Genomic DNA, 13,531 nt, shown 5'->3' with positions numbered 1-13,531 from the left:
TGGCGGCTTCGACGACGTCCGCGACGTCTTCCCCGGCCGCTGCAACCGCAGCACCAGATCGATCAACTCGTCCTTCGAAAGCCGCTGCAAATCAGACCGCTCCATGCCGCCATGGATTCAGCGAATCCAGCCGTTGGCAAGGGGGGTGAGTAATTACTGAGCTAGCCCTGCCGTTCCTCGCGACGATGTGGGCCGACACGATCGGCCGTGACAAAAGCTGGTCAATGGCAATCGAGAGACTGCTCGTCGAGCGCTTGCCCAGACGAACTGCGTGTCGGCAGCGCTAAAGCCGCCGCATCGCAGAACCATCGTCGCTTGTCTCGCGATTGTTTGACCCGAGACTGTATCGGTCAATGATCGAGGCTACCAACGACCTACGTCGGAAAGCTCGAACTTGATGGGGAGCCGACATAGAACGGGCGCCAAACCACGTTAAGCGGACAAACCCGGAACGTGGCCTTTGATCAGAAGGGCGGAAGATCCTCGGGGAACTCACCGCCTGCGGCGAGGAAACGTTCCCATGTCGCGCGGCCGCGCGCGCTGACGGTCAGGCGATCCTGGGTGCCTTCGACCAGTTCCACGAGATCAAGATCGACCAGAGGTCCGATCGAGCTGTTGCCGATCACCTTGTCGGGGTCGAAGCCGTCGATGACGAGGCGCCACCCTATCGTGCCGCGTTCGGTCGGGGCCGGTTCCAGCCATCCGGACCGCCCCCGGTCGCCCTTTCGACCGTATATATAAAGACAGCAGGACCAGAAGGCATTGCGAGGTCGTGGCGGGATGAGAGCCCAGTCCAGCGGACCATCCGCCGGGATCGCTGCGGGCGCGGGACTCGGATCTCCCTGCGCATCGGCAAAACCTTGCTTGTAGGCCCGCTCCAGGGCACGGGCGATGACCCCGCCCGTATCAACGGTGCGGCCGTATTTCCGATCATGTCGATCCTTGAATACGATGTCTCGGGCTTCCTCGCGGAATCGAGCCTTGCGATACGGATCGGAGGGTGGGTTCTTCGCGCGGCTCACGATGTCCGTTCCACCGACGCTCGATGGCGCTGCACGATTGCGGCCACGGTGTTCTTGCTCAGGCCGAGTTCCCGCCCGATCAGCCGATAGCTACGTCCCGCCTCCACCAGCGCCAGAACCTTCGGCGCCAAGCGATCGGACTTTGGCCGGTGGCCCGTCTGTCGTCCGAGCACCCGGCCTCGCGCACGGGCAGCGGCCAGACCCGAGCGGACGCGCTCGCGCAAGAGGTGGTCGCGCTCGAACTCGGCGATCCCGGCCAGCATAGTCGCCATCATGCGGCCCGTGGCGCTGGACAGGTCGAAGGTCATGCCGTTCATCGCCACGACCGAGACCCGGCGTGCCTCGAGCTCGCGCAGCGTCTCCAGGAGATCGAGCGTCGAGCGACCCCAGCGCGACAGTTCCGTCACCAGGACCACATCGATATGGCGTCCCTGGGCGAGGGCTATCACCTTGCGGCGCTCAATGCGGTTCACCTTCGCGCCCGAGCCGGTTTCCCGGAACACGGCAACGGTCTCGTAGCCGGCGCGCTCGGCGAAGGCGCGAAGCTCGCGCTCCTGACGCTCGCAGGATTGATCGGCGGTCGACACCCGGCAGTAGATCGCGGCCCGCTGTCCCATTTGAACCCTCCCGGCGCGAGGCACTTCCAAAGCCCTGTCTCGCCTGATGCGGACGGCATCGCAAACAGACATTACTCCAAATGGGACAGCACTGCCATGCCGCGCTGACGCGCCCTCACACAGATCCAGCTCGAGGCTTTGCTTGCGCTACCGACGGAGGAAGCCGATCTGGTCCGCCATTACACTCTTTCCGCCGCCGATCTCGCCATCATCGCGCGGCGTCGTCGCGCTCACAACCGCCTCGGCTTCGCCGTCCAGCTTTGTGCCCTGCGCTATCCGGGACGGCTTCTCCATCCGGGCGAAGTCGTGCCCCAGGAGGTGCTGACGTTTTTGGCCGACCAACTCGACCTGGCTCCCGAGGCCCTGGCCGACTACGCGATGCGTTCTCAGACCCGCTACGATCAGCTCAACGCCCTTTATGCCGTCTACGGGTTCCGTACCTTCACACGTCCCGATCGCATCGAGATGGCGCGATGGCTACTTGCCCCAGCTCTAGGCACTGTGAGCGGCGTCGCCCTCGCCGATCTCTTCCTGGAGGAACTGCGTCGTCGCGCCATCGCCGCTCCCGGACCAACTGTCATCGAACGGTTGATCGCGGCCGCCCTGTCGCAGGCGGAACGCCATGTGGAACGGCAGATCGATGCCTGTCTCGACGATCGCCGGCGCATCGAACTGGACGCGCTGCTGGAGGTTTCCGCAGGCGCCGTTCTGAGCCCTCTGGCCTGGACGCGCCAGCCACTCGGGGCCGCAGGACATCGCGCGCTCGCGCAGATCATTGGTCAACTCGATCGGCTCCGCTCCCTACGCCTCGATCCGGCGATCGTCGAGGCCATCCAGGCCGATCGGCGTCAGGCGCTGTCGCGCGAGGGTATGCGCCTTTCGGCCCGGCATCTGAAGAGCCTTTCGGCGCCGCGGCGCCGGGCTATTCTGGCTGTGACGGCGCTGGAATCCATCACGCGCCTCACGGACGAGGCCATTGGCCTGTTCGACCGCCTCGTGGGCGGACTGTTCCGCCGCGCCGAGCGAAGGGCCGAACGGGACCTGCAGGCCAACGCCCGCGCCGTGAACGGGAAGGTTCGGCTTCTCGCACGGGTCGGAGGCGCGCTGGCCGAGGCAAGGAATGCGCACGGCGACGCCTTCGCAGCCCTCGACGCTGTCATCCCCTGGCAGGACCTCCTGCGCGCCGTCGCCGAAGCCGACCAGTTGTCGCGTCCGGAGGGACCCGATTATGCCGCGCTGGCGAGCGCCAGCCACGCGCTCCTGCGACGGATCGGTCCTCCGTTCCTCGACGGGTTCGCGTTCGCGGGGATCGCGAGCAGCGCCAGTCTTCTGCGCGGCGTCGACACTATGCGGACCTTTTACCGTGGATCGCGCCGCACGTTGCCCGCCAACCTTCCGACCGGCTTCATGCGCAAGCGCTGGCGCACCGCGGTCCAGCGCGATGAGGGGTTCAACGGCGCGGCCTTCGAGCTCTGCCTGTTCGCCGAACTGCGTGACAGGCTGCGGGCGGGCGATGTCTGGGTCGTCGGGAGCCGTCAGTATCGCGCCGTCGAGGACCAGATGATCTCTGTGTCCCTGTTCGAGGCGATGAGGCAGGCGGGGCCTTTGCCGCTTGCCGTTTCTGACGATCCACAACTCTGGCTCGATGAGCGTCGGGCACTCCTCACGGAGCGACTGGACGAGGTCCAACGACGCGCCGATCGTGATCTCCTCGCCGATGTCCGCGTGACCGGTACCGCCTTGCGGATCACACCGCCGCACGGTCTACATGAACCGCGTCATCCGTCACCTGCGCGGCCGCGGAGAGGACGTCCCGGTCGAATGGCTGCCGCATCTGGCGCCACTCGGCTGGCAGCACATCAACCTCACCGGCGACTACATCTGGTCCGACGAGCCGCGCATCGAGGCCGATGGATTCCGCCCACTCAACCGGGCCTCGACAGCGCAGAACCTCGATGTTCTCGATCTGTCCGCTTAACGTGGTTTAGTGCTCGTTCTATGTCGGCTCCCCTGACGGCGGACAGATCGGCGATTGGGCCAGCGCGTGGTTTTTGCCTCGATAGGCAAAGGTGTAGGAAAAGCTCTGATCGCCATCCTCGCGGTAGGGCGTGATGGACGGGCGCGCCAGCGAACCTGTCGGCTTCTCATTCTCGGCGTCATAGGTTTCAGTCGCCATTTCTGGCACATGGGAGTAGGTGTTGTGGCTTGGATCAGAATAAACCCGTTCTTTGCTGATGTTCGGCGCCTGCAAATCGATCTTCACGATGCTGGTAATTCGAGCAGAAGCACGTCGAGCGGTGGAGAAGCCACGGTTGTCTCCACCGAAATACAAGCCGCTGAAACCAAAATTTCCGCGCGGATGGAAAGATCGGACAATAATCTGAAGCATCAGTGTGTTTCCGATCGGTCGAAGTCGCGGATCATTTCCGCAAGAGCTTCGGCGCTTCCAGAACAGATGCGGACAGCCGGTGCTATTTTACAATCTGCCGGATCGATCCGGAAATAGCTTCCGTCGAGAGCTCGTGAGTTTGCAAGCTCCGCGTGCGGCCCTTTGATATAGTGATGAAAGGTTATGTCCGCCGTCGCGTACTGACCGGTCGTGATGTCCCGATAGCCGCCGCCCTCGCCGACGCTCACCCTCTGCTCGGCGATCGGCCTGCCGTCCTTCGTCTGGAAGCGATACTCAAAGCCCGGCGGGGCATCGACTTCCAGGAAGCTGACGACGCTGTTCACTGTCGCCTGGAGCTGGATCGCATTGTCCTTGACGATAACGGCATCGCCATGGCGCTCGTCGAAGGTCTGTTGGTCGATTTTCGTCACAAGAACAACGACGGTCCCGCCCTCGGTGAGAAGCGGATCTTCGACGGTGACGGTCAACATGGCGGCAGACATGGGCAGGCACCCTCCCAAAAGACAGGCAACAGCGAGCGCTATGATGGTGGCCCGCCTCAATTGACGTCGATCCGTTCGGACTTCAGCGAGATGTGCCCATCGAAATCAATGCTGAGGGTCTTTCCGTTGAAGGTCACCTCTCCGCTGGCGTGCATAACGATCTCTGCCTTGCCGCAGCGCAGACGCAAGGTTTCGTGAGCGTCAATAGTCTTCACTGTGCCGACGATCTCCGTGCTTCCCGCCATTCCGCCTGTGCTTTGCCCTGTCAATCACTCGATGACGATGCGCTCGACGGGGGTCGTCGACCCAAATCCCGACGCCCAGGTGACGACGGCGTCGAACACGGCCTCGTCGCAATCGAGGATCGGCAGATAGATCCCGAACGTGCCGCCGCCTTCCCAGACCGGCTCTTCGACAAAGCCGCCGCCCTCCTTGTGGTCGAGCGCATCGCGATAGCCGCCGAGGATCGTGAGCGTGCACCAAACCTCGAGGGCCTCCAGCACGGCGTCGACGTCGGGCTCGGCCGTGAACTCGATCCGCACCGCCCGCTCCTTGCCGCTTTGCTCGGGCAGCATGTGGTCGACCTCGAACGGCGTTTGCTGCGTGCGGGGGAAGGGCAAAGACGCGACGGCGATCGTGTCGATTTCGCGATCCGCGGGCGTGAAGCTGGCGGAGTCGGACAGAACCAAGAGATTGGCGAGGACGCGGAACGCCTCGGGCGGCACGCCGCGCGTCGTGAGCGACCAGCGCGCCGTCGCTCCCTCGAGCGAGCCGAGCCGCGCCTCAGCCGTCATCGACGGGCCGAAGAAGCCGTGCGTCACCGCCGCCGCAAAGAGCGCGACCATATCCACGGTTTCGGCCTCCGGCTCGGTCTTGAAGATCGAGACGTTCCGGCCCATCGTCGCAATGTCCTCTCCGGTCGCGACGATCTGCAGCGCCTGCATTGACCCAGGTCCGACGTTGAACACGGCCTGCGGATTGTTGGACGGTTGTATGCTCATGGCCGGTCGAGGTCCTCGTACCATTCGACGATCGGCTCGGCGGCGTTTTCTCCAACGGCATCCTCTCTCGGGATGCGCATCGGCCGCAGCACCTTGGCGACGTGGCGGTAGGGCGCCAGCGCCGGGTCGCCGAGCCCGTTGCCGGGAATGGGCGCGTCGCCCGCCTGCACCATCATGCCCCCGCCGCAGCGCGTGACGCGCACGCCCTCGAAAGCGGTCAGGCGCCGCTCGACATCGGCGATGTCGCCGATCAGCGGCGCGCTTCGATCGGAGACGAGGGTCAGCCAGTTCGCCCGCACCATGTGGGGCACCATGTCCCGCGACGGCGCGTGCCAGCGATCAATCGCCTGGAGCCTCCTGTCGGTGTAGTTGAGGTCGAAGCCAGGATGCTCCACCCCAGCGAGTTCGTAGCGCATTACCTCCTCCGACGAGACTCCTCCAGAGTCCAACGACAGCCGCAGGCCGGCAAGGCCGGAGGCGAAATTGCCGTTGGCAACGACAGGGCGTGCCAGCAGGAAATCGCGAAATCCGTCCGCTCCGAGTGGATGGTCGAGCGGGATCGTGAGACGAAAATAGGAGACGGGTGCATAGCTGTGATATTCGCCGGAGCCATACAACTTGATCCTATTCGTTTGCCGCTTCTCCCGCATTGCCGCGTCGTCCCGAGGGTCGTGCACGCCGGGACTGCGCAGTAGAAACTCGAAATAGGCCGGACTTGTCCCCTCGGCTCCGTCACCCCACAGCGCGAACCAGTAGGGCTGGTTTTCCCGCGACTTGGCGAACCAAGCGGGGACAACCGCCTCGGCCTTGGCGTCGAGCTTGCGCGGGGAGCGCATTGTGTTGGTGATGGTGTGGGTGAGGTAAGGGCGCAGCAGCTCGGTCGCCGCCGCGGCGAACTCCATCATCGCGTCGGGCTCATAGCCGTCGTGGTACAGCCCGAAGGACAGGCACGGCACGAGGCGCAGCGCTTCATCATCCTCATGGCGCAGGGCTGAAAGGCTTTCTGTCATGGCTGGTCGAGGTCCTCGAACCATTCGATGACCGACTCGTCGACGTACTTTCCGATGGCGTCCTGCGGTGCGAGGCGCATCGGCCGCAGCACTTTGGCGACGTGGCGGTAGGGCGCCAGCGCCGGATCGCCGAGCCCATCGCCTGGGATCGGCGCATCGCCCGCCTGCACCATCATGCCCCCGCCGCAGCGCACGACGCGCACCCCCTCGAAAGCGGTCAGGCGCCTCTCGACATCGGCGATCTCGCCGATCAGCGGCGCGCTTCGGTCGGAGACGAAGGTCAGCCAGTTCGCCCGCACCATATGCGGCACCATGTCCCGCGACGGCGCGTGCCAACGATCGATCGCCTGGAGCTTCCTGTCGGTGTGGTCGAGGTCGAGGCCGGGATGCTCGACCCCGGCAAGACGGCAGCGCCGTATGACCTCGGACGAGGTCCCGTCTCTAGGCGCGTTGCGATCCACCGACAGCCGCAGCCCGGCGAGCCCGGAGGCGAAGTTGCCGTTGGCAACGACGGGGCGCGCCAGCAGGAAATCCCGAAACCCCTCCGCTCCGAGCGGATGGTCGAGCGGGATCGTGAGACGAAAATAGGAGACGTATGGATAGGTTCCCGACTTGTCGGATCCATACATCTTCGTCCAGTTCTCTCGCCGCTTCTCGCGTGTCGCCGTGTCGAGCCGAGGATCGTTGAACGCACCATACCGAAACAGGAACTTGAAATAGGCCGGGCTCGTCCCCTCGGCGCCGTCGCCCCAGAGCGCAAATAGATAGGGCTGGTACTCCCGCGGCTTGGCGAACCAGGCCGGGACGACCGCTTCCGCCTTGGCATCGAACTTGCGCGGGAAGCGCATGGTGTTGGTGTACACATGCGTGAGATATGGGCGCAGCAGCTCGGTCGCCGCCGTGACGAACTCCATCATCGCCTCGGGCTCGTAGCCGTCGTGGTACAGCCCGAAGGACAGGCACGGCACGAGGCGCAGCGCGCCATCCGACTCGTAGCGCAGGGCTTCAAGGTCTTCCGGTATCATAGGAACCCTCCGGTTCAGTTTGCGGCTGCTCCCGCCGCCCCAGCGGCGCCCTCCGCAGCTCCGCCCAGCAGACCAGCCAGTCCACCGATCGGGTTGATGATAACGGGGACGAAGTGAAGTCCGGTCATCGGATCCGGTACGGTGACCGTGTGCGGTTGCGCCTTGCCCTCCTTGGCGCGCTCGGCGCACTTGCAGGAATCCTTGTCGAGGGCGACGATATCGCTATCCGTCTTGCGGCCGTTGATCTCGTTGTAGTCGTGCTGCTGCGAAAACCCGCCGATGCCTTCCTTCGTTCCGGTCGGATCGATGCGGCCGGCCTTGTTGGTGAATTTGAGGTCGACCACCGTGTCGCCGATCGTCAGGTCGGGAATGCGCCATTGCTCCGGGTTGATCGCGTCCGCGCCGCGCTCGGCCTCGGTGCCCTTCCGAATCCGCTGGGTTTTGCGGATCGAATTGATCCAATGTTTGAAGCTCCGCCATTTCGAGGCTTGATACCATTTGCCGTCCTCGCGGTACCATTGCTGCTTCCACTTGGCGCCGAGGTCGTCGCCAGTCGCATTCTCATAGGCGTCCATGGCTTCCTTGAAGCATTGTTCCTTGGGTGTGTCGGCCATGCTGCGTCGCTCCCTCAGGCTTTCAAGTTATCTTCGAGTTGGATGAAGTCCGAACCCTTGTTGCCCTCGTCACACCAGCAGAAGATCTGGCAAAGGATGTCGGTGTTGCCGCCGATGTTCTCCTGCAGCTCGGTCGGGGAGAACGTGTTCGGCGCATTGCCGTTCATCGTCATCGGATCGGTCAGGCGGCAGACGTTGCGGCCCTCCATGAACACGTCCATCGAATAGTTCGAGAACCGCGCCTTCTTCATGTTGACGTTGGAGATGATGCCGCCGCCGGTGCCGGGCTCGTCGCCGTAGCTCGGCAGAAAGTAGCAGTCGCGGATCGCCGCCATCACGCCGTCGGTGAAGACGGTGGTCGTGCCGTTCTGCAGGTCGCGCGAATAGGCGACGTTGACATAGGGGACAGGGATATCGGGACTGCGGCAGACATCCGGGGCGCCGGAGGTCGCGACCCCGTCGCTCTCGCGGTGGACGACGGTGAGGCCGTTGATCGTGATGGTGGGTGTCATGGCGTCTTGTCCTGGCGGCTGAGGATGATCGCCGCGCGCTCGGCGGTAAGGTCGGAGGCGGCGAAGACGAGGGTGCGGGCGAGAAGGGGATCGCGTCCCATCTCGTGGGCGGCGAGCGAGACGAGGGCGGGGCCGGTGGCGGCGCCGAGGTCGCCCCAGCCGGCCGCTGGCTCGCGCAGGTCGAGCGGCTCGGGATGCACCGCGGCGGTGCGCAGATAGGCATACATCCATTCGTGCGCCCGCCACGTCTCGCCGTTGTTGTCGCAGAAGGTCGCGGCGACCCGCTCGGGGGCGGCACCCGCGCAGGCGGCGATCGCCGCGGTCAGCCCGGCGCCGATGGAGCTTTCGCCGCCGAACCACGGCTTCGGCTCCTTTGCAACGCCCATCCCTGCGACGCGCACGCCGGAGCCGCGGCCGCCGAACAGCAGGAAGGCCGCGCCCTCCGCCGGCATCAGCCCCTTCGGCGCGACAGATGTCTTGAGGCGGTTCATCGCCTCGAGCCAGGCAAGGACGTGGCGATCGACGAAGCAGTCGACCCCGCCGACGAGGACGACGGCATCATCATCGGCGATCAACTTCATCGCGTCGGCGACGAGCCGGAGCCCGGTCGCCTGGGCGCCGGGGACCATCGCGGTGGTCACGCCGTCGAGCGGCACGTCCAGGTCGCGCACGATGTCGCCCGCAAGGGCCGTGAGGGTTTCCGGGTCGAGCCCGGGGCGCTCGGACGGCAGGGCGAGGAGGACGGCGGCGAGGCGGCCGCCGTGACGACGCAGAGCCTCGCGGCAGGGCGCGGAAGCGGCGGCGGCGAGCTGGCGCAGGCGGTCCCGAAGGGGCACCGCGTGCATCGCCTCGCAGACGCCGACGACGACAGGCTCCGCCGTTGCCCTCGAACGAAGGTTTCTGACGCGCAAAAAGCCGCTCGCGCCGCCGCGGATCGCGGCTGCGATGCGCGCGATGTCGGGGCCCGGCGGGGCGAGCGTGCTGTGCGCGATGAGATGCATCAGTTCACCTTCACCACGGCGCCTTCGAGCGTGTTGGTGCCCGTCGCACGGCTGATGACGGTCTCGCCGGCGATGACGATCTTGCCGTCGGCCTGAAGGCGGATGCTGGCGCGGCCGCAAACGAGCTCGATTTCCTCGCGGCCGCTGACGACAATGCGGTTGCCGTCGGCGACGACGGCGAGCGGCGCTGCGGCGAGCGCGGCGGCCGCGACGGCGCCGAGCGCGATCGCCGGCCCCGCGTCCGGGAACGCGGCGACGACGAGATCGCCCGGCTGCACGGGCCCGAGCGCAAGGCTCGCCACCGCCGGAGCCAAGCCGCCGCGCGGATCCTCGATGACCAGAGTCCCCTCGGCGCCCACCGCAGCGAGACGGGCAAGACGCGTCGCGCAGGCGCCGTCCTCGGGTGGCTGCGCGTCAGATCGCGATGGAAAGGTCGTCATGGACCGCCTCCGTTCGTTCGAGCATATCGCCGAGGATGAGCCGCCGACGCTGTTCCTGCGCGGGCGCCGCGATGTCGAACCAGGGCCCGCCGTCGCGCAGGAGCTCTCCCGCCGCCGCCCAGCGCACGCACTGCGGGGCGGTCATGAGCAACGCCCGCGCTCGCTCCGACGTGGCGGGACCGCCGGCGAGCCAGCGGTCCCCGCTCGGCGCGGCGTCCGCCTCACCGACGATGCGTTGGCGAGCAAGACGGGCGGCGTCGCGAATCTGTGGGTAAGCGGCGAGCGAAGCCAGCGCTTCCGCGTCGGAGGGGCGGCCGAGCGCACCACGCACGGCAACGGCGACGGCAACATCGCGCACCGCGCCGTCGGCACGGATCAACTCCAAGGCATCGTCCTGCGGTGCGAGACGGATCAGAGTGTCCGCGAGGTCGGCCTCGGCCGCGGTGGCACGCGAAAGGAATGCGGCGAGGTCAGGCAGCAGGCGCATCAGGACGAACAGCGCGGCATCGGCGAACAGCCCGACCTGCGGATGGTCGCGCAGCGCGGCAAGAGCGGGCACCGCGCGGCGCTCGCCGCACATTGCGGGCGCGAGGAGCGCAGATTTATACGGCGGAATCGGGAAGCCGAGCGTAGCGTGGGAGATGCGCATGATGCGCATGGCGCGCGATGCGACCTCGGCCGCCACCGGGCCGCCGCCTGAGATGAGGGAGTCGAGCCCACGGCGAGCGCAGTCGGCCGGGACGAAGCCGAAAGCCGACGCCCTGGCGCGCAGGTGGGAAGCATCGCCGGGAAGGGGCGGCAGCTCGTCGCCCCGCAATAGCGCCGTCGCCGTCCGTGCAAAGGATTCGCCGGGGCGGTTCATCCGCCAGCAGTCGTCGCAGAGCGCGATGGCGGCGCCGCCCTCAATCGCCAACGCCTCGAGCTGAGCGGCAATCCGCTCGTCGAACCGCATCAAGTCGGCGAGGCGGGCGGTGGGGGTCGCGACGATGCGGTCGCGATGCTCCCACAGGTTCGGGAGCGCTTCGGCGAGCTGACCGACGATGCGTGGCCACATCGCGTTACGCCCCCGCCGGCCGCAGCCGCCGGCGCGGCTTCAGCATCACCGTGGTGCGTGTCAGGTGCTGAAACTGCGGCCCGACCCGCAGCGTCGAGCGCCAGACGGTGAGAAGGCGCCCAGCGTCCGGCTCGACGATGACACGGTCGAGCACCGCTCCGTGGTCGAACGATGTGGTCACGAACGTGGTCCGCAGCATCAGAGGCAAGCGTGGAATCTTGACGGCAAGTGATCCGGACGGTGTGAAGTTGACGAGACGCAGGGTCTGACCACCACCGAGCCGACGCTCGGTCCAGAGGCCGAGCGGGGTAGTGCGGTATACGCGGTCGTCCTCGTCCGCCGCCGGAAGCGGCGCACGCTCGGCCCGCCATTTGGCGTCGTAGGTACCGGCCAGGCCGAGGCGTGGTTCCCAGCCGACGGGGATCGCGCCGAGCCCGGCTGGGAGGGGCCTGTCGTCCCAGGCGACGATCCGCGCGTCCGGACGTTCGATCGTTGGCAACGCCGTGTCGACGGCCTCGTCTTCGCTTCCTGCGAAGCCCCGGCCGATCGGGTTCTGCGCGACGACGCCCTTCTTGCTGCGACCACCGAACGCGCCTTCCCAGATCACCGGCATTGTTGCGAATGCAACCGGTTCGGTCGCGACGAGCGCACCGCGACGCCGCTCCCAACGCCGCGCGCCGACGGCAACAATCTCGGCCCGGTACTCACCGACCGAAGCACTCGCGACAACGGAATGTACCGGCCGCCCGCCAGGGGCATGAACCGTGCCGTTGACGACGATGTCGGTGCCGGGATGGATGCGGACGAGCTCAACGTCGCGCACGAGGCTGCTTGCCCACGGCTCGCCCACATACTTCGGCACACGCACCACGTCCTCTTGCGCGTCCGCCACTGCAATGCCGCCGTCCTCGGCGATCTCGTAGGTCGCCTTGACCACCGTTACCCAGTGTTCGACCCCGTCGCTGTCGAGCAGGAGCGTGGACGCTGCAGCGTGCGGTGTGAGGTTCTCAAGCTGCAGCATGGCCAGTTAATTGATATGGACCGAGGCGGCTTTGATGAAGGTCTTGTCGTCCGTCTTGGTCTCCAGTTTAACACCGGTTATGAGGATCTCGCCTTTGTTGTTCATCATGAGCGTGGCGTTGCCGCCGACGGTGACGACGAATTCATCGCCCACCGAGACCTGCTTAATCTCGCCAACCCGCTCCAACGAATTGGTCCCGACATTGACCACCTTGACGCCACCGACCTGCTCAGCCGTGGCGAGGCCCGCCGTCAACGAGTGGAACGTGCCGGCGACCAGATTCATCGTGCCAACACCGGATGGGAAGATGCTGCCGAGGCTGCCGCCGGCCGTGCACCCGGTGGATCGGCTGGTTCCAGGCCTTGAGGCGCTTGAGCGTTTCGGCTTCGTCGCGTCCCCACATACCGGTGGCGGCGATCCGAGGCGTGCCGCCCCTGGCCCGTACGGCATTGCCGAAGTGCGGCCCGCGATAGGCACTATCGGCAAAGACCTCGCCTGGAGCTTCGGGCAATGCATCAGACCCAGCCTTGCCGTCGTTGATGTTGGCCGGAGTGATGGCGAGTTCCTCCACCAGGGCGGTGTCGGCATCAGCCCCGACATGGGCCTTGAAGCCGTGGACGGCGGGCCTGCCTTTGTGCTTAACCCAATGAGCTTCACTGTCGCCCTCGCTGGCTGAGGCGATGATGGTGGCATCGACCAGCGTGCCAGCTTTGACCCGGATCGCCTTGGCCTTGAGTTGGGCCGTGACGGCGTCGAACAAAGCCTTGTCCAATTCACGGGCGACCAATGCCTTGCGGAACCGAACGAAAGCCGTGCGTTCCGGCGTCGCCTCGTTGCCGGAGAAGCCGCAGAACCGCCGGAACGACGCACGATCATCAAGCGTCTCGGCGAGTTTGACATCGGAAAGATCGTACCACACCGCCAGCAGCATCGCCCTGAACAGCGCCAGCGGCGGCCGGGCCGGTTCGCCCTTGGCAGCGCTGGAAATGCCGGACAGGTGGCGCTCAATTGGTGACCAATCGATCAGCTTGGCGAGGTCGTCCAGCGACGAACCACGGGCTTTGCCGCCAGCACCAATCCCCAAGCTCTCCTGACCGATCCGGCGACGGCTCATGCTTCACCTCAATCTGCTGCACAGGCTGAGAGAATCACGAGGAGCGCCTAGCGTCCAGACATACCCGCGCACAGATCTCCTAGATGCCGTAATGGGCCGGCGCCTCACGATTAGCCAGTTTGGTGGCTGTCCCTCAGAATGATGATGTTTGGAAACGAGGTCCGATCGATCGGCCTCAAGCATCATGAGAGGAACAGCCATGGAATAT

General features: G+C 65.9%; 18 protein-coding genes and 2 pseudogenes. 3 read left to right on the top strand and 17 right to left on the bottom strand.

What is annotated here, in order from left to right; all coding sequences use genetic code 11:
* Nucleotides 1-464 precede the first annotated feature (464 nt).
* Together SMD10_RS23670 and SMD10_RS23665 are read right to left on the bottom strand one after the other, a co-directional pair.
* Entirely contained in the window at nt 465-1,022 is a 558-nt protein-coding gene (locus tag SMD10_RS23670) for a hypothetical protein (protein ID WP_331688210.1), read from the bottom strand.
* Nucleotides 1,019-1,639 carry a recombinase family protein gene (locus SMD10_RS23665; RefSeq protein WP_331688209.1) on the bottom strand — a complete coding sequence of 207 codons (621 nt, stop codon included), beginning with the start codon at nt 1,637-1,639 and terminating at the stop codon, nt 1,019-1,021. The genes SMD10_RS23670 and SMD10_RS23665 overlap by 4 nt, the downstream gene beginning before the upstream one ends.
* 138 nt (nt 1,640-1,777) lie before the next feature.
* Here SMD10_RS23665 and SMD10_RS25650 point away from each other — a divergent pair.
* Nucleotides 1,778-2,182, top strand: a pseudogene (locus SMD10_RS25650) (DUF4158 domain-containing protein); the annotation flags it as partial.
* On the opposite strand, the gene SMD10_RS25645 reads toward SMD10_RS25650, so the two are convergent.
* The gene (locus SMD10_RS25645) at nt 2,132-2,422 is read right to left on the bottom strand and encodes a hypothetical protein (RefSeq protein WP_432757308.1); all 291 of its coding nucleotides are present in this window, start codon (nt 2,420-2,422) and stop codon (nt 2,132-2,134) included. The pseudogene SMD10_RS25650 and the gene SMD10_RS25645 sit on opposite strands and share 51 nt — an antisense overlap.
* A 348-nt stretch (nt 2,423-2,770) precedes the next feature.
* Here SMD10_RS25645 and SMD10_RS25640 point away from each other — a divergent pair.
* Both SMD10_RS25640 and SMD10_RS23655 read left to right on the top strand, forming a co-directional pair.
* Nucleotides 2,771-3,394 (top strand): annotated as a pseudogene (locus SMD10_RS25640) (Tn3 family transposase); the annotation flags it as partial.
* A gap of 13 nt (nt 3,395-3,407) precedes the next feature.
* A complete protein-coding gene (locus SMD10_RS23655; RefSeq protein WP_331688208.1) occupies nt 3,408-3,617 on the top strand; it encodes a Tn3 family transposase in 210 nt (69 codons plus the stop codon).
* An 18-nt stretch (nt 3,618-3,635) separates the two neighbouring features.
* On the opposite strand, the gene SMD10_RS23650 is transcribed toward SMD10_RS23655, so the two are convergent.
* Genes SMD10_RS23650 through SMD10_RS23585 form a run of 14 tightly spaced genes read right to left on the bottom strand, consistent with a single transcriptional unit; the run spans nt 3,636 to nt 13,323 of the window.
* The gene (locus SMD10_RS23650; RefSeq protein ID WP_331688207.1) at nt 3,636-4,028 is read right to left on the bottom strand and encodes a hypothetical protein; all 393 of its coding nucleotides are present in this window, start codon (nt 4,026-4,028) and stop codon (nt 3,636-3,638) included.
* On the bottom strand, nt 4,028-4,531 hold the full coding sequence (locus SMD10_RS23645; protein ID WP_331688206.1) for a hypothetical protein: 504 nt from the start codon (nt 4,529-4,531) through the stop codon (nt 4,028-4,030). The genes SMD10_RS23650 and SMD10_RS23645 overlap by 1 nt, the downstream gene beginning before the upstream one ends.
* Before the next feature lie 56 nt (nt 4,532-4,587).
* Nucleotides 4,588-4,776: a hypothetical protein gene (locus SMD10_RS23640; protein ID WP_331688205.1), complete on the bottom strand. Its 189-nt coding sequence runs from the start codon at nt 4,774-4,776 to the stop codon at nt 4,588-4,590.
* Nucleotides 4,777-4,800: 24 nt separating this feature from the next.
* A complete protein-coding gene (locus tag SMD10_RS23635; protein WP_331688204.1) occupies nt 4,801-5,532 on the bottom strand; it encodes a hypothetical protein in 732 nt (243 codons plus the stop codon).
* Complete coding sequence (locus tag SMD10_RS23630) at nt 5,529-6,542, bottom strand: type VI immunity family protein (RefSeq protein WP_331688203.1); 1,014 nt, start codon at nt 6,540-6,542, stop codon at nt 5,529-5,531. Before SMD10_RS23630 ends, SMD10_RS23635 begins: the two co-directional genes overlap by 4 nt.
* Complete coding sequence (locus SMD10_RS23625) at nt 6,539-7,567, bottom strand: type VI immunity family protein (protein ID WP_331688202.1); 1,029 nt, start codon at nt 7,565-7,567, stop codon at nt 6,539-6,541. The genes SMD10_RS23630 and SMD10_RS23625 overlap by 4 nt, the downstream gene beginning before the upstream one ends.
* Nucleotides 7,568-7,581: 14 nt before the next feature.
* A complete protein-coding gene (locus tag SMD10_RS23620; protein ID WP_331688201.1) occupies nt 7,582-8,181 on the bottom strand; it encodes a hypothetical protein in 600 nt (199 codons plus the stop codon).
* A gap of 14 nt (nt 8,182-8,195) precedes the next feature.
* A complete protein-coding gene (locus tag SMD10_RS23615) occupies nt 8,196-8,693 on the bottom strand; it encodes a DUF4150 domain-containing protein (protein WP_331688200.1) in 498 nt (165 codons plus the stop codon).
* Nucleotides 8,690-9,694, bottom strand: coding sequence for a hypothetical protein (locus SMD10_RS23610; RefSeq protein ID WP_331688199.1), 1,005 nt, complete (start codon nt 9,692-9,694; stop codon nt 8,690-8,692). Before SMD10_RS23610 ends, SMD10_RS23615 begins: the two co-directional genes overlap by 4 nt.
* Nucleotides 9,694-10,134, bottom strand: coding sequence for a hypothetical protein (locus SMD10_RS23605; RefSeq protein ID WP_331688198.1), 441 nt, complete (start codon nt 10,132-10,134; stop codon nt 9,694-9,696). Before SMD10_RS23605 ends, SMD10_RS23610 begins: the two co-directional genes overlap by 1 nt.
* Entirely contained in the window at nt 10,109-11,188 is a 1,080-nt protein-coding gene (locus SMD10_RS23600) for a hypothetical protein (protein WP_331688197.1), read from the bottom strand. Before SMD10_RS23600 ends, SMD10_RS23605 begins: the two co-directional genes overlap by 26 nt.
* 4 nt (nt 11,189-11,192) lie before the next feature.
* Nucleotides 11,193-12,209: a DUF2169 family type VI secretion system accessory protein gene (locus SMD10_RS23595; RefSeq protein WP_331688196.1), complete on the bottom strand. Its 1,017-nt coding sequence runs from the start codon at nt 12,207-12,209 to the stop codon at nt 11,193-11,195.
* Nucleotides 12,210-12,215: 6 nt separating this feature from the next.
* Nucleotides 12,216-12,494, bottom strand: coding sequence for a hypothetical protein (locus tag SMD10_RS23590; RefSeq protein WP_331688195.1), 279 nt, complete (start codon nt 12,492-12,494; stop codon nt 12,216-12,218).
* Nucleotides 12,439-13,323, bottom strand: coding sequence for an IS5 family transposase (locus SMD10_RS23585; RefSeq protein ID WP_331688194.1), 885 nt, complete (start codon nt 13,321-13,323; stop codon nt 12,439-12,441). Before SMD10_RS23585 ends, SMD10_RS23590 begins: the two co-directional genes overlap by 56 nt.
* Nucleotides 13,324-13,531 lie beyond the last annotated feature (208 nt).

The organism is Consotaella aegiceratis (assembly GCF_036541425.1).
GTDB classification, from domain to species: domain Bacteria; phylum Pseudomonadota; class Alphaproteobacteria; order Rhizobiales; family Rhizobiaceae; genus Consotaella; species Consotaella aegiceratis.
This window is presented reverse-complemented; position numbering and strand designations above follow the sequence as displayed.

Excerpts from the sequence above, each read along its gene's own strand:
- SMD10_RS23605 (WP_331688198.1), bottom strand. The coding sequence starts at position 10,134 with ATGACGACCTTTCCATCGCGATCTGACGCGCAGCCACCCGAGGACGGC.
- SMD10_RS23615 (WP_331688200.1), bottom strand. The coding sequence starts at position 8,693 with ATGACACCCACCATCACGATCAACGGCCTCACCGTCGTCCACCGCGAG.
- SMD10_RS23625 (WP_331688202.1), bottom strand. The coding sequence starts at position 7,567 with ATGATACCGGAAGACCTTGAAGCCCTGCGCTACGAGTCGGATGGCGCG.
- SMD10_RS23620 (WP_331688201.1), bottom strand. The coding sequence starts at position 8,181 with ATGGCCGACACACCCAAGGAACAATGCTTCAAGGAAGCCATGGACGCC.
- SMD10_RS23630 (WP_331688203.1), bottom strand. The coding sequence starts at position 6,542 with ATGACAGAAAGCCTTTCAGCCCTGCGCCATGAGGATGATGAAGCGCTG.
- SMD10_RS23590 (WP_331688195.1), bottom strand. The coding sequence starts at position 12,494 with ATGAATCTGGTCGCCGGCACGTTCCACTCGTTGACGGCGGGCCTCGCC.
- SMD10_RS23640 (WP_331688205.1), bottom strand. The coding sequence starts at position 4,776 with ATGGCGGGAAGCACGGAGATCGTCGGCACAGTGAAGACTATTGACGCT.
- SMD10_RS23665 (WP_331688209.1), bottom strand. The coding sequence starts at position 1,639 with ATGGGACAGCGGGCCGCGATCTACTGCCGGGTGTCGACCGCCGATCAA.
- SMD10_RS23610 (WP_331688199.1), bottom strand. The coding sequence starts at position 9,694 with ATGCATCTCATCGCGCACAGCACGCTCGCCCCGCCGGGCCCCGACATC.
- SMD10_RS23585 (WP_331688194.1), bottom strand. The coding sequence starts at position 13,323 with ATGAGCCGTCGCCGGATCGGTCAGGAGAGCTTGGGGATTGGTGCTGGC.
- SMD10_RS23635 (WP_331688204.1), bottom strand. The coding sequence starts at position 5,532 with ATGAGCATACAACCGTCCAACAATCCGCAGGCCGTGTTCAACGTCGGA.
- SMD10_RS23645 (WP_331688206.1), bottom strand. The coding sequence starts at position 4,531 with ATGTCTGCCGCCATGTTGACCGTCACCGTCGAAGATCCGCTTCTCACC.
- SMD10_RS23600 (WP_331688197.1), bottom strand. The coding sequence starts at position 11,188 with ATGTGGCCACGCATCGTCGGTCAGCTCGCCGAAGCGCTCCCGAACCTG.
- SMD10_RS23655 (WP_331688208.1), top strand. The coding sequence starts at position 3,408 with ATGAACCGCGTCATCCGTCACCTGCGCGGCCGCGGAGAGGACGTCCCG.
- SMD10_RS23595 (WP_331688196.1), bottom strand. The coding sequence starts at position 12,209 with ATGCTGCAGCTTGAGAACCTCACACCGCACGCTGCAGCGTCCACGCTC.
- SMD10_RS23650 (WP_331688207.1), bottom strand. The coding sequence starts at position 4,028 with ATGCTTCAGATTATTGTCCGATCTTTCCATCCGCGCGGAAATTTTGGT.